The sequence below is a fragment of the Allopontixanthobacter sediminis genome, from assembly GCF_009828115.1.
Classification (GTDB): domain Bacteria; phylum Pseudomonadota; class Alphaproteobacteria; order Sphingomonadales; family Sphingomonadaceae; genus Allopontixanthobacter; species Allopontixanthobacter sediminis.
In genome coordinates this window covers 797161-820555 of sequence record NZ_WTYL01000002.1, presented here as the reverse complement: position 1 = coordinate 820555, position 23395 = coordinate 797161, and the positions used below count along the sequence as shown (strand labels likewise).

At 62.8% G+C, this 23395-nt stretch carries 23 protein-coding genes; 6 read left to right on the top strand and 17 right to left on the bottom strand.

The genetic code is table 11. From position 1 onward, the window contains the following. Positions 1–73 precede the first annotated feature (73 nt). From GRI65_RS09600 to glpX, 13 genes are all read right to left on the bottom strand, one after another. On the bottom strand, positions 74–1441 hold the full coding sequence (locus tag GRI65_RS09600; protein ID WP_160756275.1) for an ammonium transporter: 1368 nt from the start codon (positions 1439–1441) through the stop codon (positions 74–76). 20 nt (positions 1442–1461) lie between these two features. Then, positions 1462–1800 (bottom strand): P-II family nitrogen regulator, encoded by a 339-nt coding sequence (locus tag GRI65_RS09595; protein WP_160756274.1) that lies wholly within the window; start codon positions 1798–1800, stop codon positions 1462–1464. A gap of 148 nt (positions 1801–1948) precedes the next feature. After that, on the bottom strand, positions 1949–2668 hold the full coding sequence (locus tag GRI65_RS09590) for an endonuclease/exonuclease/phosphatase family protein (RefSeq protein WP_408609040.1): 720 nt from the start codon (positions 2666–2668) through the stop codon (positions 1949–1951). Beyond that, positions 2658–3218: a pyridoxamine 5'-phosphate oxidase family protein gene (locus GRI65_RS09585; protein ID WP_160756273.1), complete on the bottom strand. Its 561-nt coding sequence runs from the start codon at positions 3216–3218 to the stop codon at positions 2658–2660. Before GRI65_RS09585 ends, GRI65_RS09590 begins: the two co-directional genes overlap by 11 nt. Before the next feature lie 31 nt (positions 3219–3249). Then, on the bottom strand, positions 3250–4785 hold the full coding sequence (locus tag GRI65_RS09580) for a peptide chain release factor 3 (RefSeq protein ID WP_160756272.1): 1536 nt from the start codon (positions 4783–4785) through the stop codon (positions 3250–3252). Between the two features lie 2 nt (positions 4786–4787). After that, complete coding sequence (gene pheT / locus GRI65_RS09575; RefSeq protein WP_160756271.1) at positions 4788–7190, bottom strand: phenylalanine--tRNA ligase subunit beta; 2403 nt, start codon at positions 7188–7190, stop codon at positions 4788–4790. Further along, complete coding sequence (gene pheS / locus GRI65_RS09570; protein WP_160756270.1) at positions 7187–8287, bottom strand: phenylalanine--tRNA ligase subunit alpha; 1101 nt, start codon at positions 8285–8287, stop codon at positions 7187–7189. Before pheS ends, pheT begins: the two co-directional genes overlap by 4 nt. A gap of 72 nt (positions 8288–8359) precedes the next feature. Next, the gene (locus GRI65_RS09565; protein WP_160756269.1) at positions 8360–9244 is read right to left on the bottom strand and encodes a helix-turn-helix domain-containing protein; all 885 of its coding nucleotides are present in this window, start codon (positions 9242–9244) and stop codon (positions 8360–8362) included. Positions 9245–9347: 103 nt separating this feature from the next. Continuing rightward, a complete protein-coding gene (gene rplT, locus GRI65_RS09560) occupies positions 9348–9707 on the bottom strand; it encodes a 50S ribosomal protein L20 (RefSeq protein ID WP_160756268.1) in 360 nt (119 codons plus the stop codon). A 42-nt stretch (positions 9708–9749) separates the two neighbouring features. Further along, positions 9750–9953, bottom strand: coding sequence for a 50S ribosomal protein L35 (gene rpmI / locus GRI65_RS09555; RefSeq protein WP_160756267.1), 204 nt, complete (start codon positions 9951–9953; stop codon positions 9750–9752). Positions 9954–10117: 164 nt separating this feature from the next. Continuing rightward, positions 10118–10888, bottom strand: coding sequence for an inositol monophosphatase family protein (locus GRI65_RS09550; protein WP_160756266.1), 771 nt, complete (start codon positions 10886–10888; stop codon positions 10118–10120). A gap of 1 nt (position 10889) precedes the next feature. Next, complete coding sequence (locus tag GRI65_RS09545) at positions 10890–11825, bottom strand: ribose-phosphate pyrophosphokinase (protein WP_160756265.1); 936 nt, start codon at positions 11823–11825, stop codon at positions 10890–10892. Between the two features lie 110 nt (positions 11826–11935). Beyond that, positions 11936–12958: a class II fructose-bisphosphatase gene (gene glpX / locus GRI65_RS09540; protein WP_160756264.1), complete on the bottom strand. Its 1023-nt coding sequence runs from the start codon at positions 12956–12958 to the stop codon at positions 11936–11938. A 54-nt stretch (positions 12959–13012) separates the two neighbouring features. Between glpX and GRI65_RS09535 the strand changes: the two genes are divergently transcribed. After that, positions 13013–13468 (top strand): hypothetical protein, encoded by a 456-nt coding sequence (locus GRI65_RS09535; RefSeq protein ID WP_202391235.1) that lies wholly within the window; start codon positions 13013–13015, stop codon positions 13466–13468. A 9-nt stretch (positions 13469–13477) separates the two neighbouring features. On the opposite strand, the gene GRI65_RS09530 is transcribed toward GRI65_RS09535, so the two are convergent. Both GRI65_RS09530 and GRI65_RS09525 read right to left on the bottom strand, forming a co-directional pair. Continuing rightward, positions 13478–14824: a homoserine dehydrogenase gene (locus GRI65_RS09530; RefSeq protein WP_160756263.1), complete on the bottom strand. Its 1347-nt coding sequence runs from the start codon at positions 14822–14824 to the stop codon at positions 13478–13480. 139 nt (positions 14825–14963) lie between these two features. Next, the gene (locus GRI65_RS09525) at positions 14964–15809 is read right to left on the bottom strand and encodes a hypothetical protein (RefSeq protein ID WP_160756262.1); all 846 of its coding nucleotides are present in this window, start codon (positions 15807–15809) and stop codon (positions 14964–14966) included. 338 nt (positions 15810–16147) lie between these two features. Between GRI65_RS09525 and GRI65_RS09520 the strand changes: the two genes are divergently transcribed. From GRI65_RS09520 to GRI65_RS09500, 5 genes are all read left to right on the top strand, one after another. Next, entirely contained in the window at positions 16148–16825 is a 678-nt protein-coding gene (locus GRI65_RS09520; protein WP_160756261.1) for an energy transducer TonB, read from the top strand. Positions 16826–16906: 81 nt separating this feature from the next. Further along, the gene (locus tag GRI65_RS09515; RefSeq protein WP_160756260.1) at positions 16907–17692 is read left to right on the top strand and encodes a MotA/TolQ/ExbB proton channel family protein; all 786 of its coding nucleotides are present in this window, start codon (positions 16907–16909) and stop codon (positions 17690–17692) included. Between the two features lie 88 nt (positions 17693–17780). Next, complete coding sequence (locus tag GRI65_RS09510; RefSeq protein WP_202391234.1) at positions 17781–18314, top strand: ExbD/TolR family protein; 534 nt, start codon at positions 17781–17783, stop codon at positions 18312–18314. Positions 18315–18405: 91 nt separating this feature from the next. Further along, complete coding sequence (locus tag GRI65_RS09505; RefSeq protein WP_160756259.1) at positions 18406–18849, top strand: ExbD/TolR family protein; 444 nt, start codon at positions 18406–18408, stop codon at positions 18847–18849. A 186-nt stretch (positions 18850–19035) separates the two neighbouring features. After that, entirely contained in the window at positions 19036–19470 is a 435-nt protein-coding gene (locus GRI65_RS09500; RefSeq protein WP_232844028.1) for an ExbD/TolR family protein, read from the top strand. 15 nt (positions 19471–19485) lie between these two features. On the opposite strand, the gene GRI65_RS09495 is transcribed toward GRI65_RS09500, so the two are convergent. After that, a complete protein-coding gene (locus tag GRI65_RS09495) occupies positions 19486–21942 on the bottom strand; it encodes a ligase-associated DNA damage response DEXH box helicase (protein WP_160756258.1) in 2457 nt (818 codons plus the stop codon). Between the two features lie 47 nt (positions 21943–21989). Then, on the bottom strand, positions 21990–23393 hold the full coding sequence (gene pgmG, locus GRI65_RS09490) for a phosphoglucomutase/phosphomannomutase PgmG (protein ID WP_160756257.1): 1404 nt from the start codon (positions 23391–23393) through the stop codon (positions 21990–21992). Between the last annotated feature and the right edge of the window lie 2 nt (positions 23394–23395).

The following is a 23395-nucleotide window of genomic DNA, read 5'->3' as shown; positions in this document are numbered from 1 at the left end:
AGGTGATGTTCGCAGGAGGAACATGGGTTGGCGAGCCGGGCGGGAGAGGATGCCCGGCCCACCAATCTCGGTGTCAGTTGTAAGCGCGTTCTCCGTGTTCGCCGATATCGAGGCCTTCCTGCTCGATCTCCGGAGTAACCCGAAGGCCGATGACAGCCTTGACGATGAAGGCGATGACCGCGGTGCCGACAGCGGCCCAGACGATTGCAACCGCAACGGCGATGACCTGGGTGACCAACTGAGCGCCCATGGCGGTCGATCCGTCACCGGGTCCGCCGAACTGCGGCTGGTACACGATGCCGGTGCCGATGGCGCCGATGATCCCGGCAACACCGTGAATCCCGAAGACATCGAGCGCATCGTCATAGCCGAGCTTGTTCTTCAGCTTGGCAACCGCGAAGTAAGCGATGGCCGAAGCAACGAAGCCCAGCACGATCGCGCCGAAGGGTCCGCTGTTGCCCGCCGCCGGGGTTACCGCCACCAGTCCGGCGATAACGCCCGAGCAGAAGCCCAGCGCCGAAGCCTTGTGCCCGGCAAGCCGTTCCATCAGCATCCAGGAGAAAGCGCCCGCTGCCGTTGCGACAAAGGTGTTGATCATTGCAAGGCCGGCAATCCCGTCCGCTTCGAGTTCCGAACCGGCGTTGAAGCCGAACCAGCCAACCCACAGCAGGCCGGTGCCGATCATGGTCATCACCATCGAGTGCGGAGGCATTGGTTCGGTCGGGTAGCCCTTGCGCTTGCCGAGGACCATGGCCAGCACCAGCGCCGAGACACCGGCGTTGATGTGCACCACGGTACCGCCGGCAAAGTCGAGAGCACCCATTTCGAACAGCAGTCCGCCGCCGGCCCATACCATGTGGGCGATCGGGAAATAGACGACCGTCAGCCAGATCGCGGTAAACAGCATCGCAGCGGAAAACTTCATCCGCTCCACCGTTGCACCGAGAACCAGCGCGGCGGTGATGGCCGCGAAGGTCATCTGGAAGCTGACGAAAACATACTCGGAGATGACTTCGTCCGAGAACGTCGCCGCCGTGCTGTCGGGCGTGACCTGGCTGAGGAACAGGTTGCCCCAGCTGAAGAAGGCGTTGCCCTCGGGCCCGAACGCGGTGGAATAGCCCCACATCACCCAGATCAGCATGGCCAGCGCCGCAGCGCCGCCAACCTGCGTCATGGTGCTGAGCATGTTCTTCGACCGGGTCAGGCCGCCGTAGAACAGCGCCAGGCCCGGCAGGATCATCAGCAGGACCAGGATGGTGGAAGTCATCATCCAGGCGTTGTTGCCCGGGTTGGCAACCGCGGGTGCGGCTTCTGCCACGGCAGGAGCGACTTCGGCCACGGTTTCGGCAACCGCTTCGGCGGCTTCCTGCGCGAACGCGGCGGTGGCGGCAAACATCGACGTGCCGAGCACGCCTGCGCCGCAAATCATTTTACGGATCATCGTCATATCCCTCATGTCAGTCATAGGGCCGTATCGCCGGTTTCACCGGTGCGAATGCGGGTTGCCGAAGCGAGGTCGAAGACAAAGATCTTCCCGTCGCCGATGCTGTCGGTGCTGCCGGTTTCCATGATGGTTTCGACCACCTGGGCGGCAATCTCGTCGCTCACCGCGATTTCGATCTTCACTTTGGGCAACATGTTGGTGGAATATTCGGCCCCGCGGTAAATCTCGGTCTGACCTTTCTGGCGGCCGAAACCCTTGACCTCGGACACGGTCATGCCCGCGACGCCGACAGCCGTGAGCGCTTCGCGAACTTCGTCGAGCTTAAACGGTTTGATGATGGCAATGATGAATTTCATCGAGCCCCCCTGCTACTAACCGGACGATCACCGGCATCGGCAAAAGAGCAATCTTCGTGCCAGAATCCTAAAGCGCAGGGAATCCTAACGTTTGGGTAACAATTCCATTCCCGACCTTCAATGATTTTGCCGTTATATTAGGCAATGCCTATTTTCTAGGCAGGCGTGCAGATGTCCATACGGGCAAATGGTCAGACGCTTCGGCTGAGGAGCGGCTGTGATGGACTCCCATCTGCATGCCGGTCCATTCGCGGGACAGGATAATCCGGTCGAGCGGTGCCAGCGGTCGGCGGCTGGGGAAGCTGCGGCCAGGTGACAGGACCTGCCATGGCGGCACGAACGCTCGCATGATTCCGCCGCGGTGCCCCCATTGGTTGAAGTCGCCCATCACCACGGTCGGGCAAGCGACGTCCTGGCTGCCGCAATGCTTCAGGATCGCGCGGACCTGGTCGTGCCGCCGCAGCCCAGACAAATCGAGGTGCGTACCGACCACCCGGAAGCGCTGGCCGTCGGCCTCGATATCGGCACTGATCGCTCCGCGCGGCTCGAGCGTGGGCAAGTCGATCGGCGTGGCGCCGAGTATTTCGAGATCCCGGCGCACCAGCAAGGCGTTGCCATGCCAGCCGAGGCTGCGCGGCCGTTTGGCCACATCGATCGCACGCCATTTGGTATCGTCAAGCGCAGCGCGGGAAATCACGGTCGCCCGGTCGCCGAACCGCAGGTCGACTTCCTGCAAGGCGACGATGTCGGCGTTCATTTCGCGCAGGACAGCAATAATCCGCTCGGGATCGCGCCGACCATCGGTGCCCACCGCCTTGTGGATGTTGTAACTGGCGAACGTCAGTTGCATGAGGGGGTCAGGCGTCACCGGCAATGTAGCGATCGGTCGGCCGCGCGGGCAACCCGTCGATACTGGTGACGCGGGCGGCGGTCTTGGCCGTCCACTTGGCCGGGTCGGCCTGCGCGTGATACTTGACGAGCGTCGCCCGTTCTTTTTCGAGCTCCATGACCGGCACGCCCCAGCCGCAGCTGGTCTGGACCGATTCGACCGCGATATCGAAGATCTGCCTGGTACCGGGGAGCAGCACGAAGTTCGCGGCGAGCGCTTCCCACCCTTCGTCCTGGGGAAGCACGGGTGTGCCTTTGCCGTAAATTCGCAAGATCAGCGCGGGCTGCTGGAAGTTGCAGAACATGATCGTGATCCGCCCGTCGGCCAGCAGATGCGCGTTCGTTTCGTTGCCCGACCCGCCGAGATCGAGATAGGCGACACGATCAGGCCCCAGCACGCGGAACGCGTCGTAGCCCTTGGGACTGAGATTGATTCGCGCGCCCTCCGCCGCCGTGGCGACGAAGAAGATCGGCTGGTTTTCGATCATCGCGATGTGATCGGCGGTTAGCGTGTCGGAAAAATCGGCCATGACGGCATGTTAGGCCGGGAAAAAATTCTTGTCACCGTTCCTTGGTGGCGGAGAAAACCAGCTCGGGGTGCTTTTCCTGCTGGTAGTTCACATCCCATGCCGACCGGGCGAGGAACACCAGATCGTTGTCGCGGTCGCGGGCCAGATTGGCGCGATTGAACCCCTCGAACGTGGCCACTGCCTCGTCGCTGCCGCGTATCCAGCGCGCGGTGTCGAACGGCGCCGGTTCGAGCACCGCTTCCACCTTGTATTCCGCCGACAACCGCGAAATCAGCACTTCCAGCTGCAACTGGCCGACCACACCGACGATCCAGTTCGCGCCAAATTCGGGATAGAAAACCTGGATCACGCCTTCTTCGGACAGGTCGTCAAGCGCCTTCCTGAGCTGCTTGGTCTTGGTCGGGTCCTTCAGCACCACCCGGCGCAGGATTTCCGGCGCGAAATTGGGGAGGCCGGTGAAGCGAACGAGGTTCTTTTCCGACAAACTATCGCCCACCCGCAGCGTGCCGTGGTTGGGAATCCCGATAATGTCGCCCGCTTCCGCAGTGTCCGCCAGTTCCCGGTCCTGCGCGAAGAAAAGGATCGGCGAATGGATGGCGATCGGCTTGCCGTGCCCGCTAGGCGTGAGCTTCATGCCGCGTTTGAAGGTGCCGGATACCTGCCGCATGAAGGCGATCCGGTCGCGGTGATTGGGGTCCATATTGGCCTGGACCTTGAAGATAAAGCCGGTCACTTCATCGCGGTCGGGCGAAATCTGCTCGTCTCCCGCAGGCTGCGGACGCGGCGGCGGAGCGAAATCGGCAATTGCTTCGATCAGTTCGGTAACACCGAAGTTCTTCAGTGCCGATCCGAAGAAGACCGGCGTCAGGTCGCCGTTGCGGTACGCTTCCAAGTCGAACTCGGGATAGCCCGCCTGCGCCAGTTCGGCTTCGTCGGCGAATTTTTCCGGCAGCACCGGGTCCTTGTCGCGCCGGCCCTTGAATTCCTTGCTCGGGCCTTCCGGCCGCGCGACCATACCCGTGGTGAAATCGAGCACCCCTTCGAATTGCCCGCCCATGCCGATCGGCCAGCCTTGCGGGCTGACATCGAGCGCCAGCATGTCGGCCACTTCATCCAGCAGTTCGAACGTGTCGCGTCCTTCGCGGTCGACCTTGTTGACGAAGGTGATGATCGGCACCGAACGAAGCCGGCAGACCTCGAACAGCTTGCGCGTCTGCGGCTCGATCCCCTTGGCCGCATCGATCACCATGATCGCGGAATCGACCGCGGTGAGCGTGCGGTAGGTATCTTCCGAGAAATCCTCGTGGCCTGGCGTATCGAGCAGGTTGAAGGTGATCCCCTCGCGCTCGAACGTCATCACGCTGGACGTCACCGATATGCCGCGCTGCTGTTCGATCTTCATCCAGTCCGACCGCGCCCGCCGCGCCTGTCCGCGCGCCTTGACCTCACCCGCGAGATGGATTGCGCCGCCCTGCAGCAACAGCTTTTCGGTGAGCGTGGTCTTGCCGGCATCGGGATGCGAGATGATCGCGAAGGTGCGGCGCGGGTTTTGTGAATTGGATGCCATGATCAGCCTCGCAGCTCCCCGCCAAGCTTGGCTGCGGACGCCACGATGCGGTCGGAGATTGCCTTCAGTTCTTCGTCCCGGAAACTCTTCTCTCCGGGTTGCAGCGTTACTTCCAGCGCCAGGGACTTTTTGCCCTCGGGGACGCCCTGCCCGCGGAAGTCATCGAACACTCTCACCCCCGTAATGCTGGCCTTGTCCGCACCGGCAATGGCCCGGACAAGGTCGGCAGCAGGCAGCGCGGCCGGCACCAGGAAGGCGAAATCACGGCTGACCGATTGCAGCGTGGGAGGAGCATAGGCTGCGCGCGCGAAACCGCCCGTGCCCTTCTTTGCCGAGACCGCATCGAGAAAGATCTCGACCGCAACCACAGGGCCGGAGACGTCGAACGCCGCGAGGGTGCGGGGATGCAGCGCGCCGAAGCGGGCCAGCACGTTCTTCGGGCCCAGGCGCAGGGTTCCGGACTGGCCGGGATGGAACTGGTCGCCGGCCTCAAGCATCGTCTGCAGATTGCCGGTCGGCGCACCAGCTTCTGCCAGGAGCGCTAGAGCCTCCGCCTTCGCATCGAGAGCATCGAAATAGGCGGCCTTTCCAGTGGCCCATCCGCGTGCGGACTTTTCGCCGGCGAGCACGGCGCCAAGAGTCAGCCGTTCGTCGCTCGAACCGTCGGCATTGCGGAAATAGCGGCGACCGATTTCGAACAGACGCAGGCCGGGCGCGCCGCGATCCTGGTTGCGCTTAACCGCCGCCAGAAGGCCCGGTAGCAGGGAGGGCCGCATGATCTTCATGTCTTCGCTGATCGGGTTGTCGAGAACCCACAGCGGTTGGCCATCGGCAACAAAATGCTCCGCCTGCGCCCGCGGCAGGAATGACCAGGTCACAGCCTCATTCAAGCCGCGTGCCGCCGCAGCGCGCCGTACGCGCCGTTCAAGGCTCTGGGCCCGGGAAGTGGTCGGGGCGGCCACCCCGTCCGCACGGGGCAAGGCGGTGCTGGCGACCTTGTCGATGCCGTGGATCCGCACGACTTCTTCGACCAGGTCGGCTGGCCCTTCAATGTCATGGCGGCGCAGCGGCGGGGTGACCGACCACGGAACGCCGGACGCATCCACCACAAAATCGAGCGATTCGAGAATCCGTTGCTGCTCGCCAGGATCAACCGAAATCCCGCCAAGCCGCTGGGTCAGGGCCGAATCGAAAGCGACCGCCTCGGCGGCCGTTGGCGGCGATCCCGCGCGAAGGATGTCCGACGGCGTTCCGCCCGCAAGCTCCACCATCAGTCCGGTCAGCAGGTCGAGGCCGTCTTCGAGAAACGCGGGGTCCACACCGCGCTCGAACCTTGTGCGGGCATCGGAAGTCAGCCCAAGCTTGCGCCCGGTCGCGCCAATCCGGTCGGAATCGAAATAGGCGATTTCCAGCAGGACGTCCGTTGTCGAATCGGAACAGCCCGAATCTTCGCTGCCCATGATCCCGGCAATGTCGTGCACCCCGTTATCGTCGGTGATCACCGTCATGGTGCTGTCGAGGGTATAGGTCTTTTCGTTGAGTGCCTGGACCTGCTCACCCTCGGCGGCGCGGCGGGCAACCACTGCGCCGTGAAGCTTGGCCAGATCGTAAACATGGGCGGGGCGGCCATAGCCGAGCATCAGATAATTGGTCAGGTCGACCAGCAGCGAAATCGAACGCTGCCCGGCGCTCGTGAGCCGTTGCTGCAACCAATCGGGAGAGGCGCCGCTGCGGACCCCCTTGATGACCCGGCCGTAGAATGCCGGGCAGCCTTCCGGATCGTCGATCCTGATGTCAACCGGGCAAGGCCCCTGCGCCGCGAAGTCCGGCATTGCGATGGGCTTGAGCGTTCCCATGCCCGCCGCCGCCAGATCACGCGCGATGCCGTAAACGCCCATGCAATCGGGCCGGTTGGGCGTAATCGCCACGTCGAAAACAGGGCTGGCCCCGTGATATTCCGCAAAGCTGGATCCGACCGGAGCATCGGCGGGCAGTTCGATTATCCCGTCATGCTCGTCGCCCAGTTCGAGCTCGCGCACGCTGCACATCATGCCGGACGATTCGACTCCGCGGATCGCACTCTTGCGCAGAACCATGCCGTTAGCCGGCACCACCGCTCCCGGCTGACCAAGCACGCCTTTCATCCCGGCGCGCGCATTGGGCGCACCGCACACGATCTGCTGCGGTTCGCCCGTCCCGGTGCTGACCGTAAGCACCTGCAGCTTATCCGCATCGGGATGGGGGGCAGCGGTCAGCACCTCGGCCACCGTGAAGCCGGCGAGCCGTTCCGCCGGATCTTCCAGGCCTTCGACCTCCAGGCCGATCCGGTTCATTGCCGCGGCCAGGTCGGCTGCACTCGCGCCGGTTTCGAGATGGTCTTTCAACCATGTGAGGGAGAACTTCATGCCCGTGCTCCCACACCGGCGGAGAGGGTCGGCTGGTCCAACGCGCTGAAACCGTAATGCTGTAGCCAGCGGATATCGCCGTCGAAGAAAGCCCGCAAATCGTCCATCCCGTATTTCAGCATGGCCAGCCGGTCGACCCCGACGCCGAAGGCAAAGCCCTGCCATTCATCGGGATCGAGCCCGGACATTTCCAGCACCCGGGCGTTGACCATGCCTGACCCGAGCAATTCCATCCACGCATGGCCCGGCGCATCGCCGCTGCCACCGAGAACCCGGCGGCCATTATCGAGCGCAAAGCCGACATCGACCTCCACCGATGGTTCGGTGAAAGGAAAGTAGGACGGGCGCAGCCGGAGCACGATATCGTCGCGCTCGAAGAAGGCCTTGAGGAAGGTTTCCAACGTCCACTTCAGATGCCCGAGATGGATCCCGCGGTCGATCACCAGCCCCTCGATCTGGTGGAACATCGGCGTATGCGTGGCGTCGCTGTCCGACCGGTAGACCCGGCCCGGGGCAATGATCCTTACCGGAGCGCCTTCCGCCACCATCGTCCGGATCTGGACCGGCGAGGTGTGGGTGCGCAGCAGCATCCGGCGGCCCTGATTATCATGATCGGGGAAATAGAACGTGTCGTGCATCGCCCGCGCGGGGTGGCTTTCGGGCATGTTGAGAGCAGTGAAATTGTGCCACTCGTCCTCGATCTCAGGACCGGTTTTGACGGCAAAACCGAGATCGGCGAAGATTTCCGCCAGTTCGTCCATAACCTGGCTGACGGGGTGCACACTGCCGCGCGGCGTTTCCGGGGCGGGCAAGGTCAGGTCCAGCGTTTCGGCAGACAGACGCATTTCCAGTTCGGCATCTTCCAAGGCCCGCTTGCGGGCGGCCAGCGCCTCGGCAACGTCGGCGCGAGCGGCCTGGATGGCCGGTGCCTGTTCCTGGCGTTCGTCCGGCGTCATCTTGCCCAGCGTCTTGAGCAATTCGCTGATCCAGCCCTGCTTGCCAAGCGCGTCGATCCGCAGCGCTTCGAGCGCGTCCAGCGTATCGGCGGCGGCGATGGCGGCAAGGCTGGCCGCGGTGCGATCTTTCAATTCAGTCATAGGCTGGCCCGCTAGCGCCAATTGCCGCGCAACGCAAAGCGCGTTTGCCCACGCGCCTGTCTGGCAGCAGGATCAAAGCGTCGGAGGGGCATCCAGGGTTTGCACCGGCGAACCGAGCACGCGTTTCCGTTCCTGCATGAACGCCGCAAGGATCGGATGATCGAGGCCCGCGTATTCGCTCGGCGCCATGCCAAGGAAATCGTGACAGTCGCGCACGAAATGCGACTGGTCGACATAGTGGGAATCGATCGCGCCGATCCATCGGAGCGACGGGTCCAACATGTAACGTGTGAGGCTGCGCATGAAACGCTGTCGCCGGAGCAGCAGCTTGGGCGAAAATCCGAAGTAACGCAGACTCAGCCGTTCGAGGGTGCGCGGGTGAACGCCGCATAGCTCGGCCAGTTCCGAGACATCGGGAAGTTCCGGCTCGATCAGCGCGGTATGGATGGTCTGGATCCGCGGATCGAGATTGCCAAAGCGCGGCGCCTCTTTGAGAAAGAATTCTTCCATGATCGCGAAATGATCGGCTGCGGAAGCTTTCGATGCTTCGAGCAACTGATCCGCTAGCGGCACGAAATGGGCAAAATCGTTGGTGGTCCGGCCATTGTGCACCGTGTTGGCGTAGGTGGCGGCAGGCTGGCCGACGAACGTTGCCCAGCCCAGCGGCAGAAATCCGATTCCCCACATGTGGGTCCTGCCGATGGTAAAGTGCAGTGGGCCGCTGCTTGGTCCGGTCAGGACCAGATCGGCATCGGCCAGTACAGGGTGTACGCCGATCTGGCTTTGCGGCGTCTCGCCGTCGAAAATACGCAGGCCGCCCCATTCGGGATGCAGCCGGTCAGTCAGGAGAGCTCCCGGGACAGGAGCAAACTCGGCAGTATAAAAGCTTGTAAAAAATCCGGCCAGATCTTCCGAAGGCTTGTGGAAACGGGCCGTCACCGGCTGTTTCGTAACCATTGTGCGTCCCCATTTGTTATTGGCCGATCATAGGGCAGAGACGCAAAAAGGAAAGGGCGGCCCAACGGACCGCCCTTTCCTGTATTCCGAGGTCAAATTCAGCTTACGCCGGAAGTGCCTTCTTGGCCTGTTCGATGATGGTCTTGAAGGCAGCGCCTTCGTTCATCGCCAGGTCGGCCATGACTTTCCGGTCCAGTTCGATGCCGGCCAGCTTGGTGCCGTGCATGAACTGCGAATAGGTCAGGCCTTCGGCGCGCACGGCGGCGTTGATCCGCTGGATCCACAAGGCGCGGAACGTGCGCTTCTTGATCTTGCGGTCGCGGTAAGCGTATTGGCCAGCCTTCTCGACCGCCTGGCGCGCGACGCGGATCGTATTCTTGCGGCGGCCGCGATAGCCCTTGGCCTGCTCCAGTAACCGCTTGTGCTTGCTGCGGGTTGTTACACCGCGTTTAATGCGTGGCATGTTTCAGTACTCCTAAATTCAGAACTCTGCGGTCCCTGCGGCTCAATCGAGACCGTACGGGGCCCATTTCTTGATTGTCCGGGCATCAGCGTCGGAAATCACGGAAGTGCCGCGGTTCTGGCGGATGTACTTGGCACTGTGATGCGTAAGGCGGTGGCGTTTGCCAGCCACACCATGCTTCACTTTGCCGGTTGCAGTGATCTTGAAGCGTTTCTTCACACCGCTCTTGGTCTTCAGTTTGGGCATTTTCGTCTCCTGTTCAGAAACACGTACTGTCAGCCCTGGCAGCCCTAACGGCCAGGCCAACTCATGAATCACGTGTAGTGAAGCGCGGGCGTATACAGCGGTGGCGGGTTAAATCAAGCGTTTCGGCGCGCACTCTCGGTGCCGGTGGCACACACCCTACGGCCTCAGCCCATGGCTTCGAGGACTTCTTCCAGCCGGGCTGGTTCGCCCAGCGCCAGCACCCGCCCGTCACTGTCGGCGTCGAGGGGATTGCCTTGCCAGTCTGCCATCAAGCCGCCGGCGCCCTCGACGATCGGGACCAGTGCGGCGTAATCATACAGCTTCAGGCCAGCTTCGCACACGACATCAAGGTTTCCGCCGGCCAGCAGGCCGTAATTGTAGCAATCGCCGCCCCACACCACGATCTTGGAGGTTTGCGCTGCGAGCGACATGAAGGCAGCGCCGTCCGCGTCGGAGAAATACTGAGGTCCTGATGAGGCTAAAGTGGCGTCGGACAGGGATTTGCACGAGCGGGTGCGCACCGGGGCGCCGTTGAACGTGGTGTCCTGGCCGATGCGGCCCGCCCACCGCTCGCGTCCCACGGGCTGGTCGATGATACCGAGAACCGGCCAGCCGTCCTGAACCAGCGAAATCAAGGTGCCGAAGATCGGCCGCCCGGCCATGAAGCTGATCGTCCCGTCGATCGGATCGAGCACCCACTGGCGCCCGGCGCTTTCGTTGCGGGTCCCATATTCCTCCCCGATGATGCCGTCTTCGGGGGCTTCACTTTCGAGGATCGCCCGCATGGCCGCTTCCGCCGCCTTGTCCACTTCGGTCACAGGCGATTCGTCCGCCTTGCGTTCATGCGACCAGTCACCGCGAAACATCGGGCGGATGACCGAGCCCGCCGCGTCCGCCAGCCGGTTTGCAAGTTCCAGATCGCGCGCCGTCGCCATATCAGTCGAACAGGCTGGAGACGGAGCTCTCGTCGGCGATCCGGCGGACGGCTTCGCCGATCAACGGTGCGACAGTCAGGATCCGGATGCGGTCCGAATCGATCGCCGCGTCGGTCGGCAGGATGGTATCGGAAATCACCAGTTCCTTCAGCGCCGAGGCATTCACCCGCGCTACCGCACCGCCGGACAGGACACCGTGCGTAATGTAGGCGGCCACGCTGGAAGCGCCGCTATCGAGCAAAGCCTGTGCCGCGTTGCACAAGGTGCCACCCGAATCGATGATATCGTCGATCAGGATACAGTGGCGCCCCTGCACGTCGCCGATGATGTTCATCACCTCGGATTCGCCCGGCCGGTCGCGCCGTTTGTCGACGATCGCCAGCGGGGCATTGTCGAGCCGCTTGGCGAGGGCGCGGGCGCGGACAACGCCGCCGACGTCGGGCGATACGACCATCAGTTCCTGGTCGCCGTAACGGGCCTGAATATCCGCCGCCATCACCGGCGCGGCATACAGGTTGTCAGTCGGGATATCGAAAAAACCCTGGATCTGGCCGGCGTGGAGATCAACCGACAGGACGCGGTCGGCACCGGCTTCGGTGATCAGGTTCGCGACCAGCTTGGCTGAAATCGGGGTGCGCGGGCCGGGTTTCCGGTCCTGCCGCGCGTAGCCGAAATAGGGCACGACCGCGGTGATTCGCCGAGCCGAGGCGCGCCGCAACGCATCGATCGCAATCAGCAACTCCATCAAATTGTCGTTCGCAGGATAGCTGGTCGACTGGATGACGAACACGTCTTCGCCGCGGACATTCTCGTGGATTTCGATGAAGATTTCTTCGTCGGCAAAGCGCCGGACGCTGGCATCGGTCAGCGGGATTTCGAGATATGCCGCGATCGCCCGTGCCAGCGGCAGGTTCGAATTGGCGGCCATGATCTTCATGCGGTATTCCCTTTGACGGCGTAGGTTGCTGCCGGATTAGCCAACCCGCCGCCTATTGCAACCGGGCGCGGTACTGCCCTGTTGACAGGGAGCACCCAACTTTGGCGAACTTACTCGGAGTGATGTTCGCCCTTGATCCAGCGAACCGTGCCGGAACTGGCGCGCATCACCACGCTTTCGGTCGTCATCCGGCCGCCCTTGTAGCGCTTGACGCCGTCAAGCAGCGATCCGCCGGTCACGCCGGTCGCGGCAAAGATGCAATCGCCCTTGGCCAGGTCTTCGAGTTTGTAGATCCGTTCCAGGTCGGTAATGCCCCACTTGCGGGCGCGGGCTTTCTCGTCGTCGTTGCGAAACACCAGCCGTCCGTTGAACTGCCCCCCGACGCACCGCAGCGCCGCGGCCGCCAACACGCCTTCCGGAGCGCCGCCGCAACCCATGTACATGTCGATCGTGGTGTCTTCGTCCGTCACCGCGATTACCCCGGCCACGTCACCGTCCGGGATCAGGTAGATGCCGCAGCCGAGGCTGCGAAGTTCGGCAATCATCTTGGCATGGCGCGGCCGGTCCAGGACGCAGACGACGATATCCGCCGGGTCGACACCCTTGGCCGCGGCCACCGCCCTGACGTTTTCGGTCGGGCTCTTGGCGAGGTCGATGACGCCCTCCGGGTAGCCTGGGCCCACCGCGATCTTGTCCATATAGGTGTCGGGCGCGTTCAACAGGCACCCGGCTTCCGCCGCTGCCAGCACAGCCAGGGAATTTGGTCCGGCCTTGGCGGTGATGGTGGTGCCTTCCAGGGGGTCGAGCGCGATATCGATCTTCGGGCCCCGACCCGGCGCACCGCCCACCTTTTCACCGATATACAGCATCGGTGCTTCGTCACGTTCGCCCTCGCCGATCACCACGGTGCCATCGATTTCCAACTCGTCGAACGCCCGTCGCATCGCCTCGACTGCGGCGGCATCGGCGGCCTTCTCGTCGCCGCGCCCGATCAGCTTGGACGCCGCGATGGCGGCAGCTTCGGTCACACGGACCATTTCGAGCACCAGGGCGCGGTCGAGTACGCTGCTCTTGTTGACCCGCTTCCGTTCGGGGGCCGGTGTGCTGGCGGCGGAAGTGGTGCTATCGTTCATGGCTAATTCAGTCCCTTTGGCGCGGTAAGGGGCGCTTAAACAGGGAGTCACTGAATGTCGAGAAGTGCCGGACTTGCGGCGTTGATTATCATCATCGCCGGAAATCCCGCCTACTCCCAGGATCAAAGGCCCGTCACGGCAGAGCAAGTCGCCGAACGCGCGCAGGAAGCTTACGGTCCGCCGCCGCCGGAACCCGAGTGCGCCCCGCCAGAGGGCGACGAAATCGTGGTCTGCGCACGGGAACAGGACAATTCCCAGTTCCGGGTCAAGTCCTCCACCGAACTCGATCCCGAATCGGAAGAAGCGCTGGCGGACGGCCTGCCCCGCGCCCCGGACGTGGCTGGGCCGGGAATTTTCAAAGGACCCGCGACCGTCGGCGGCCTGTGTATCCCCGGCCTTCAGAAATGCCCGCCGCCGCCGGCGTTGATCATCGATCTCTCCGCCCTGCCCGAAGCTCCGGAAGGTTCGGACGCTGACAAGGTCGGCAAGGGCGAAATTCCCGGACGGTAGGTTTTCGCCCTACCCGGAGATAATCTGCATCACCAGCGGCGTTGCCGTCAGGCTGGGCGAAGCTTCGAGTAATGCGAGCGCCCGCGCAATGTTCTTTTCCGGTCCCTCATGCGCCACCATCGCCACCAGCACTTCGCCGCCTTCCGATACCCGGCCTTGCTGGATCAGGCTTTCGATGGAAACCCCGGCATCCCTCATGGCCGCGGTAATTTCCGCCAGCACACCCGGCCGGTCGGTGACCGTGAAGCGCAGGTATGTGCGTCCGGTGCGCGCGCCCGATCCGGCCGGTTCCATCGCGACCATTTCCGCGACCGGAATCGAGAAGGGCGCCGAGGTTTCGCCCCGGGCAATGTCGATCAAATCGGCCACAACCGCGCTGGCGGTCGGCCCGTCACCCGCGCCGGCGCCCTGGAACAGCAGCCGTCCGGAAAAATTGCCTTCCGCGACCACCGCGTTGGTTGCGCCGGTAACATGCGCCAGCGGATGCCCCTTGGGCACCAGACAAGGCTTGACCCGCTGGAGCAGGCGCTGCGTTCCGTCCCCGCCCGTTTCGACATCGGCCATCCCGATCAGGCGAATGACGTAACCGAGTGCATCGGCCTGCGCGATATCCGCGGCACGGACTCCGGTGATACCTTCGCATTCGACATTACCGAAGTCGATGCAGGTCCCGAACGCGATCCCTGCCAGGATGGACAGCTTGTGCGCCGCGTCGATACCGCCGACGTCGAATGTCGGGTCGGCTTCGGCATAGCCCTTGGCCTGTGCCTCCGCGAGGACGGCAGAAAAATCGGCCCCGGTCGCTTCCATCGTCGACAAGATGTAGTTGGAGGTTCCGTTGAGGATGCCGTAAATCCGCTCGATCGCGTTCGCCGCGGTGCCTTCGCGCAGCCCCTTCACCACCGGAATTCCGCCGGCAACCGCCGCTTCGAATTTCAGCGGAGCCGGAGCGGCTTCGGCCAGGCGGGCCAGTTCCATCCCGTGATGGGCGATCATCGCCTTGTTGGCGGTGACCAGCCCTTTGCCGGCAGCGATGGTGTTGCGGGCAAGGGTCAGCGCCGGACCGTCCGAACCGCCGACGAGTTCGACCACCACATCGACATCGCCGCGCGCGGCCATGGCGGTCATGTCGTCTTCCCAAGCAAATCTGCTGATATCGACGCCGCGGTTCTTGGACCGGTCACGCGCGCTGACCGCTACGATCTCGAGCGGGCGGCCAGCCCGGGCACGGACGATATCGGCGTTGGTCTCCAGCAAGCGAATCATTCCCGCACCAACGGTGCCGAGGCCCGCAAGCGCGATACGCAGCGGCGGGCTGGTTGACGGTTGGGCCGGAGACGAGTGGTCCTGTGCCATGATCAGAGGGGCTTCCTGTTGCGCGCTGAGGCTGGGTCAGGAGACGCCCTCTGCGCAGGCGAACACGATTGCGCAAGCCTTCACGCGCGGCCCGCGACCTTTCCTGCGCCCGAAAAGTCGGCCCGCGCAGGCCGAATGCCTACAGGCGATTACGCGGGCAGGGTCCCAGCTGGCTCATCATATACTGGTAATCTTCGGCGGCTTGCGCGCGCGCAGCGGCGTCACGGGACAAGTTCGCCTCACCCGGTAATTCCTGCGGGAGGAAGCAGGCAAGCCGGTACCACTCCAGCGTGTCCGGTCGCGGCGGAACGGCGGACTGGTCGACGATCTCGCTGAAGGACACACCCCAGGTCGGTTGCTGTCCCGGGCGGCGGATCACCGTCACCGATACCGGGGCGTCCCGGCGGGTCGATAGGAACAGCTGGGTTTCGGATTCGCCGACCAAATTGCCCTTGACCGACAAAGCGTCCTGCACCCCGGTCACCACCGGCGGCGCGTCGGGCGCCACCAGGCCAGACAGGATCGGCCGGACGCGGGCTTCCAGTTCCGGCGTCCAGCGTATCTGCGCGCCCTGACCGACCAGCTGGATTTCTCCCGCCCGGCCCGGAACCGCCTTCGCGAACAGAAGCATGTCCTGTTTTTTTAATTTCGGCGCACGCCCTTTCGCATCGAGCGGCACGTCAACAAGGTATTTCACCGTTTCCCTAACCGGCGAATTGCCGGTCAGCAGGGCAAGCGTGTCGGCCTCGACATACAATCGCGCCATGCCCGGGGACAATCCCGGTGCGCGTTCGGCCTTCACTTCGGCTTGCTTGCGAATCTTGACCTGAAGGACCATGTTTGACGCGTCTGACAGGTCCACGAGGTCGGCATAGGTCGATTCGCGGGCCATCGGCTCGGCTTGTGCCAAGGCCGTAGCAGCGGGGGCCAGTGCGATTGTCCCGGCTACCACTGCGGTGCCCAACGCCTTCATAATATTCGACATTACGTGTTTTTCCAACTTGGTTGCCTCGCCGGACGAGTAGCGATTCGCGCGACGATTGTTTGACCAGAAGCGCAGTGAATCCGCCGTTAACCGACAAAGCGTTTGCTAGGGCTGTTCTTCGAAGCTAATGCAAGAATACGATTGGATGAAGCTAATAAGACACGTTCAATCAGGCCCATACCGGGCCAATCGGGTCCGGTCGGCCGATAAGGCAACCAAATTCGTTTGGCCTTTCAGGGTGGACAGCAGTGAATATGCTCTGGCAGAGGGGGACTCTGACCTGAGCCGTTTGGGTAGGTGTGTTCACCTGCCCGCAGACTATGGAGTGATGCGACTGAATGGCCTACGCTGACCAACAGATGAGCGGTAACCGGATTATCGCTCTGATCATTGTGGGGTTGATCCATGTGGCCCTGGGCTATGCGCTGATTACCGGGCTCGCCTATGAGGCGGTGTCCAAGGCAATCGAGCGTGTGACGACGGTCGACATCGAAGAGCCGCCACCACCTGAACCCGAAGACGAACCACCGCCGCCGCCTGAGCCTGATACCGCTCCGCCGCCGCCGGTTGCTCCGCCGCCGCCGATCAGCATCGCGGTCCGTCCGCCGCAGGTCCAGACCCAGCCGACAATCCCGCCGCCGGCACCGCCAGCGTTGCGGATTCCGCCTGCGCCGGTTGGCCCGCCGCCTCCGCCGCCTCCGCCACCACCGCCCCGGGTACAGCCCAAGGGCGCCGAACCGCGCGGCAATCCCGCCAACTGGGCGACCGCGAACGACTATCCGTCACGCGCTCTCCGCGAGGAACGCGAAGGAACCACTGGTTTCCGTGTCAACGTCGGCGCAGACGGCAGGGTAACAAATTGCTCCATCACCAGGTCCAGCGGTCACCCTGACCTTGATGAGGCAACATGCAGGAATATCACCCGGCGCGCCCGCTTCCGGCCGGCGACTGATGGCAATGGGGATCCGACCACGGATACCTATTCGAACGCGATACGGTGGGTGATACCCGAATAACCGGCGCTCGCCGGCCCAAGGGGTGGGCCGGTGAGGCCACAATGATTTTTTGAACAGCTTCTTTCTGAGAGGAAACTCGCAATGCTTATCGAACTTCTTACCGTAGCCGCTGACGCAGCACCGCAGAATCAATTCGGCTTCATGGAAGCCATGGAACAGGGCGGCGTGATCGCATGGTCGATCTTCACCGTTCTGGTCATCATGTCCGTCGGTTCTTTCTACATCCTGATTACCAAGTGGATGGAACAGCAGAAGGTCTTCAACCAGTTCAAGCAGATCCAGGCCGGTTTCTGGCGCGCGGGTTCGCTGAAAGAAGGCGCAACCAAGCTGGAAAAGAACAGCGCATGGCGCCAGTTGGTCGACGATGGTCTCGCTGCGGAAGCGCAGCACACCCAGATGACCGACAGCCTCGAAGCGCATGACTGGATGCACGGTTCCCTGGCTCGTTCGGAAGCAGCGATCAACTCCAAGCTTGCGGGCGGCCTGCCGTTCCTCGCTTCGGTTGGTGCAACTGCCCCGTTCGTCGGGCTGCTCGGTACGGTTATCGGTATCTACCGTGCCCTGATCAACATCGGTCTCGCCGGTTCGGCATCGATCGACAAGGTCGCCGGCCCGGTTGGTGAAGCTCTGATCATGACCGCTATCGGTCTGCTCGTGGCTGTGCCTGCAGTGCTTGCCTACAACTGGCTGCAGAGCCGCAACAAGCGGATCGCCGAGCTGCTCGCGGGCTTCTCGACCGACCTGCTTGCAAACATCAACTCCAAGGGTGCCGTTCGTCCGGCCGCAATGACCAAGGCGTCGACCCAGCAGGCTGGCGCAGCGGCCAAGCCAGCTGCCGCCCGTCCGGTTACCGCACCTAAGGCCTGATCGGGATTAAGGGGGCGGTTGAAACGGCCGCCCCCGACAATCACCAAAGCGATCCAATGTATTTAGTAGTTCAGGATAGGATTTAGCCATGGCAATTTCGGCAGGCGGCGGTGGCTTTGAAACGCCGATGTCAGACATCAACACCACGCCGCTCGTCGACGTGATGCTGGTGCTCCTCATTATCTTCCTTATCGCGGTTCCGGTTGCGATCCAGACAATCGACAAGCTGCGGCTGCCGATCATGGAATCCGTCGAATCGAAGGATAAGGTGGAAAATCTCTTGCTGACCATCAGCACGACCGATGCTGCCGGACGGAGCGCTGGTGAACCAGGGTTCGAAGGCGCATCGCGCGATGGCGAATGCCGGATCTATTTCAACAACACGACGCCGGTTACGTCGCAGGAACTGTACGATCAGTCGTTCGAACGGCTCGATAATATCGTAAGCCGCGCCGGCGGCCCCGAAGCGATCATGGAGGATCCCGATCTGATCCCTCAGGTTCACATTCGCGGCGACGTGAACGCGCCGTGGCAGTGCGTTGCAGGAACCATCTACAACGTGCAGGCAGCTGGCTATCCAACTGTTGGCTTCATTTCCAATCCGGTCGACCCCAACGGCTGACCGGTCAGATCGGGCGGGCTTCGGCCTGCCTGGTCACGGAACCAACTTAGGGCCTGGTAATGCTAGGCTGAATATTCAGGAGTAACCCACGATGGCAATTTCAGGCGGCAAGGAAGACGGCTCGCCGATGATGGAGATGAACACGACGCCGCTGATCGACGTCATGCTCGTTCTGCTCATCATGTTCATCATCACCATTCCCGTAGCGACGCATTCGGTCGATATCGACCTGCCGCAGCCAAGCTCAGTGCCGCCGCCATTGGATCAGGTCGACCCGATCAAGAACAAGATCGTTCTTACCCAGGCAGACGAAATCCTGTGGAACGGTACACCGATCAATGACAACGAACTGGTGCGTAACTTGCAGGAAACGCTGGCGTTCGAAGTCGAGCCGGAACTCCAGTTCGAACCTGAACCGCGCGCAAGCTATGACTTGTCGGCCAAGGTTCTCAACATCATCAAAGGTTCCGGCGTTTCAAAGTTCGGCTTTGTCGGTAACGAAAAGTATCGGGAATTTGGAAAAGCTGGCGCGTAATCGCCCCAATTCCTGAATTTCCTGAGAGGGGGTGGAGCGATCCGCCCCCTCTTTTTTGTCTGTGGTGATCTCGCTAGTGCCCTTCTCGCCCGAGCTTGCAACCCGCGGATCGGCCCGCAGTACGTTCATCCCTTGTTGGCCTGCTAGTAATGATATATCATTGGATCACCTTCCGGGAGAATGAACATGGCCGCTTCCTTCGCATCCTCCGCAGCACGCACCGTTCCCCAGGCCATGGGCGCAATGAACACCACGCCGCTGATCGACGTGATGCTCGTCCTGCTGATCATGTTCATCATTACCATCCCCGTCGCCACCCACTCGGTGGACCTCAACCTTCCCCGGGGCGATGTCGTTGCTCCAATGTTCGAGGACAAGAACAAGATGGTCATCGACGGGCAGGACCGTCTTTACTGGAACGGCCAGCCTGTTACCGAAGCGGAAACGTCGAGCCTGCTGAAAGATACGCTGCTGCTCGATGTCGAGCCGGAACTGCAATTCGAACCAGATGCGATGGCGAGTTATCAGGTCTCTGCTCGGATGCTCAGCACCATCAAAGCCAGCGGGGTCACCAAATTCGGCTTCGTCGGCACCGAGCGATATCGCGAATTCGGCAAGTAATCCGTCGCTAACGCTTCAATCATCCTCGCTGACGGCCGGCGGATCAGCTCTCATCGCGGCATCGGCCAGGCTTTCAGCCTCCAGAAGCAATTCGTCATCGACCGCACCCTGGGGCAGGCTCTCTCGCCCGATTACTACCATGACCGGCACTGCCATCGGGCTGACCCGGTCCAGCCGGACATGGACAAGTTGCTCCTCGGCCCGATCGAGAAGCGCGCCGAGCCGTCCGATGTCGGTCATCTTCGCCCGGGCATCGGCCCAAGCAGCGTCAAGCAGGATATGATCCGGTTCGTATTTGCGGAGCACGTCGTAGATCAGGTCGGTCGAGAAACTCACCTGCCGGCCGCTCTTGCGCTGCCCGGGCTGCTGTCGTTCCACCAGCCCGCCGATCACCGCGACCTCGCGGAATGCGCGGCGGAGCAAGTGCGAACTCTCGACCCACGCGGCGAATTCATCGCCCAGTATGTCGGGCGACAGCAGCGGGGCGGGATGCTCGACCCGCTTCAGCCCCCACACCGCCAGCGAATAATCGTTCGCCACGAAGCCACCGGGCTGCAGGCCCATGGTCTCCATCCGCCGGGTGATCAGCATGCCCAGCGACTGGTTGGCGTTCCACCCCTCGAAGGTGTAGAACACGGAATACTCGCGGTTCGCGTGCGGAAAACTTTCGACCAGCAACTGACCCGGTCCCGGCATCATGGACCGGTAGTCCTGCATCTCCAGCCATTCGCGAACATCGTCCGGAAAGCGGCCCCACCCCGCGCGGTCGTCCAGCATTTCGCGCACCCGGTCTGCCAGATGTGTCGTCAGCGGCATCCGTGCGCCGCCGTAAGACGGGATCATCGCCGATTTCTTCGACGCGCGCACGCTAACCTCGCCGTCCTTGATCCGCTCGACCTCGAGGCTGACTCCGGCAAAAGCGAAGGTATCGCCCGGAGAAAGGCTGGCCGCAAACCGTTCTTCCACCCGCCCGAGCGACCTGCCATTGCGAAAACGGACGTCATACATCTGGCTGTCGATGATGATCCCGGCGTTCAGCCGGTGCCGAGCGGCCTGCTCCGGATGGCTCAGGCGCCACATACCGTCTGCGTCGCGCGTGATCCGCTTGAACCGGTCATAGGCCGTCAGCGAATATCCCCCGGTCGCGACGAAGTTCAGCACTCGCTGCCAGATCGTCTCATCGATCCAGTTGTAGGTCGGAGAGGACCGAACCTCCGCCAACAATCCGGCTTCGTCGAACGGCGCGGCGCAGGCGCAGCCCATGATATGCTGGGCCAGCACATCGAGGCCGCCGGGCAGGAAATCCTCACCGTCGCGCTGCCCCTGGTCGACCGCTTCCTTGGCCGCGGTAGCTTCGAGGAACTCGAACCGGTTGCCCGGCACCAGCACCGCACGGCTGGGTTGATCGAGCCGGTGGTTGGCCCGGCCAATCCGCTGCAACAGGCGCGAGGAGCCTTTTGGCGCCCCCATCTGCACCACCAGGTCGACATCGCCCCAATCGACCCCGAGGTCTAGACTGGCCGTAGCGACGAGCGCGCGCAGCTCGCCCCGCGCCATCGCTCCTTCGACCTTGCGCCGCGCCTCTTTCGACAGCGACCCGTGGTGGATGCCGATCGGCAATTTGTCCTCGTTCACATCCCACAGGTGCTGGAAGATGTATTCCGCCAGAAACCGGGTGTTGGTGAAGATGAGCGCGGTCTGGTTCGCCCGGATCAGGTCGTAAATCTGCGGGATTGCCCAGATTGCCGCATGGCCGCCCCACGGAACCCGCTCGCCTTCCGGGAGGAGAATTTCGACCTCGGGCGGCGCGCCTTCCTCCCCGATCACCAGGTCTACCGCGCCGACATCGCCCCACGGGGCAAGCCACGCGCGAAACTCCTCCGGCCGGGCGACGGTGGCCGACAGGGCCGCACGCTGGAGGCCGGGCGAGAGCGCCTGCAACCGGCTGAGGCACAAGGCCAGAAGATCGCCCCGCTTTCCGGTGGCAAAGGCGTGGACCTCGTCGATCACGATGCGCTTGAGGCCCGCGAAAAGCTCGAAACTGTCCGGATAGGATAGCAACAGCGATAGCGATTCCGGCGTTGTCAGCAGGATATGCGGCGGCTTGCTACGCTGACGTTTCTTGCGATCGGACGGTGTATCGCCGCTGCGGGTCTCGATCCGCACGGGTAGCCCCATTTCCTCCGCCGGAATCATCAGGTTGCGCTGCACGTCATGCGCCAGCGCCTTTAGCGGCGAGACATACAGCGTGTGCAGCCCTTCGGGCGGTCCATCATCGCCGAACTGGCTGGGGCAGAACTCGGCCAGCGTCGGCAGGAACCCCGCCAGCGTTTTCCCCGCCCCGGTGTCGGCCACCAGCATCGTGTGGTGCCCGGCCAGGCTAGCGGTGAACATGTCAGCCTGATGGCTGCGGACGCGCCAGCCGCGATCCGAGAACCAGTTTTCAATCTCCGGAGGGAAACTTGCCTGCATCACCGCTCAACCGGTCGGCGCAGGCCATCGGTTCCACGGACCCGCCATCAATGTCCCGCGTTTTCGCCGCGTTCGAGGCCGGAAAGGGTCAGTTGCTCGTCGATCTGGCCCATTAGCCGATCCAGCCCTTCCTGCGTCTCGCTTTCGGCCCGCGCCACCAACACGTCCTGGGTGTTGGAGGCGCGCAGCAGCCACCAGCCATCCGCGTTGGTCACCCGCACGCCGTCGGTACCGTCGACCACGGCGTCGGTTTTCGAAAGGCGGTCCTTCACTTCCTCGATCGCGGCGAACTTGCGGCTTTCGTCCACCTGGAAGCGCATTTCCGGCGTGTTGACCATCGGCGGCATCGCGCTGCGCAGTTCGGTGACCGATTTTCCGAGCCGCGCCGATGCCGCGATCAGGCGAATTCCGGCGTAAAGCGCGTCGTCATAACCATAATAAGTATCGGCAAAAAACACGTGTCCGCTCATCTCCCCGGCGAGAGGTGAACCTGTTTCCTTCATTTTGGACTTAATCAGGCTGTGACCGGTCTTCCACATCAGCGGCTTACCGCCATGCGCGGAAACATGGTCGAACAGCGCCCGGGAAGCCTTCACATCCGCGATAACAGTAGCACCCGGCATGCGCGCAAGGAGGTCCTCGGCATAAATCATCAGCAATTGATCGCCCCAGATGACCCGGCCTTCCCCGTCGATGGCACCGATCCGGTCGCCATCGCCGTCAAATGCGACCCCGAAATGGAGGTTCTTCTCCGCGACCAGCGCCCGCAGGTCCTCCAGATTGGCCTCGACAGTGGGGTCCGGATGATGATTAGGAAAATTACCATCGACATCAGTAAACAAGAGATGATGCTCGCCCGGCAGGCGCGCGGCGAGGGCCTCGAGAGCGGGGCCGGCGGCGCCATTGCCTGCGTCCCAGCCGATGCGGAGACCGTCCAGAACATTCGTATCGATGCCTTCAAGGCCGAGCAGGATGCAATCGATATAGTCGTCGAGGACCGGGCGGCTCTCAACCGTTCCGGTACCATCGTCCCAGTCGCCTTCGGCAGCCATCCTTCCGATCGTGAGGATATCCTCGCCGAAAAAGGGCCGACCCTGAAATACCATCTTGAAGCCATTGTAATTGGCGGGATTGTGGCTGCCTGTTATCTGAATGCCGCCATCCACATCTTCGGCTGAGGCCTCTGCATAATACAGCATCGGCGTCGCGCTCATCCCGATTGCGACGACATCGCAGCCGCTGGCGTTGATCCCCTCGATCAGGGCGTGTTCCAGGATGGGGGAACTGACCCGCCCGTCATAGCCCACAGCGATCCGCGATCCGCCCGCGCGGCGCATCAGGGTGGCAAAACCGCGGCCAATTGCCCGGGCGTCGTCGGGCCCCAGCGTCTCGCCGATAATTCCGCGGATGTCATATTCCCTCAGGACCGTCGGATCGAATTTGTAAGTCATGT

Bases quoted from the DNA above. Each gene is read 5' to 3' on its own strand.
- GRI65_RS09600 (WP_160756275.1), bottom strand. From the start codon at position 1,441: ATGATCCGTAAAATGATTTGCGGCGCAGGCGTGCTCGGCACGTCGATG.
- GRI65_RS09595 (WP_160756274.1), bottom strand. From the start codon at position 1,800: ATGAAATTCATCATTGCCATCATCAAACCGTTTAAGCTCGACGAAGTT.
- GRI65_RS09585 (WP_160756273.1), bottom strand. From the start codon at position 3,218: ATGGCCGATTTTTCCGACACGCTAACCGCCGATCACATCGCGATGATC.
- GRI65_RS09580 (WP_160756272.1), bottom strand. From the start codon at position 4,785: ATGGCATCCAATTCACAAAACCCGCGCCGCACCTTCGCGATCATCTCG.
- pheT (WP_160756271.1), bottom strand. From the start codon at position 7,190: ATGAAGTTCTCCCTCACATGGTTGAAAGACCATCTCGAAACCGGCGCG.
- pheS (WP_160756270.1), bottom strand. From the start codon at position 8,287: ATGACTGAATTGAAAGATCGCACCGCGGCCAGCCTTGCCGCCATCGCC.
- GRI65_RS09565 (WP_160756269.1), bottom strand. From the start codon at position 9,244: ATGGTTACGAAACAGCCGGTGACGGCCCGTTTCCACAAGCCTTCGGAA.
- rplT (WP_160756268.1), bottom strand. From the start codon at position 9,707: ATGCCACGCATTAAACGCGGTGTAACAACCCGCAGCAAGCACAAGCGG.
- rpmI (WP_160756267.1), bottom strand. From the start codon at position 9,953: ATGCCCAAACTGAAGACCAAGAGCGGTGTGAAGAAACGCTTCAAGATC.
- GRI65_RS09550 (WP_160756266.1), bottom strand. From the start codon at position 10,888: ATGGCGACGGCGCGCGATCTGGAACTTGCAAACCGGCTGGCGGACGCG.
- GRI65_RS09545 (WP_160756265.1), bottom strand. From the start codon at position 11,825: ATGAAGATCATGGCCGCCAATTCGAACCTGCCGCTGGCACGGGCGATC.
- glpX (WP_160756264.1), bottom strand. From the start codon at position 12,958: ATGAACGATAGCACCACTTCCGCCGCCAGCACACCGGCCCCCGAACGG.
- GRI65_RS09535 (WP_202391235.1), top strand. From the start codon at position 13,013: ATGTCGAGAAGTGCCGGACTTGCGGCGTTGATTATCATCATCGCCGGA.
- GRI65_RS09530 (WP_160756263.1), bottom strand. From the start codon at position 14,824: ATGGCACAGGACCACTCGTCTCCGGCCCAACCGTCAACCAGCCCGCCG.
- GRI65_RS09525 (WP_160756262.1), bottom strand. From the start codon at position 15,809: ATGTCGAATATTATGAAGGCGTTGGGCACCGCAGTGGTAGCCGGGACA.
- GRI65_RS09520 (WP_160756261.1), top strand. From the start codon at position 16,148: ATGGCCTACGCTGACCAACAGATGAGCGGTAACCGGATTATCGCTCTG.
- GRI65_RS09515 (WP_160756260.1), top strand. From the start codon at position 16,907: ATGCTTATCGAACTTCTTACCGTAGCCGCTGACGCAGCACCGCAGAAT.
- GRI65_RS09510 (WP_202391234.1), top strand. From the start codon at position 17,781: ATGGCAATTTCGGCAGGCGGCGGTGGCTTTGAAACGCCGATGTCAGAC.
- GRI65_RS09505 (WP_160756259.1), top strand. From the start codon at position 18,406: ATGGCAATTTCAGGCGGCAAGGAAGACGGCTCGCCGATGATGGAGATG.
- GRI65_RS09500 (WP_232844028.1), top strand. From the start codon at position 19,036: ATGGCCGCTTCCTTCGCATCCTCCGCAGCACGCACCGTTCCCCAGGCC.
- GRI65_RS09495 (WP_160756258.1), bottom strand. From the start codon at position 21,942: ATGCAGGCAAGTTTCCCTCCGGAGATTGAAAACTGGTTCTCGGATCGC.
- pgmG (WP_160756257.1), bottom strand. From the start codon at position 23,393: ATGACTTACAAATTCGATCCGACGGTCCTGAGGGAATATGACATCCGC.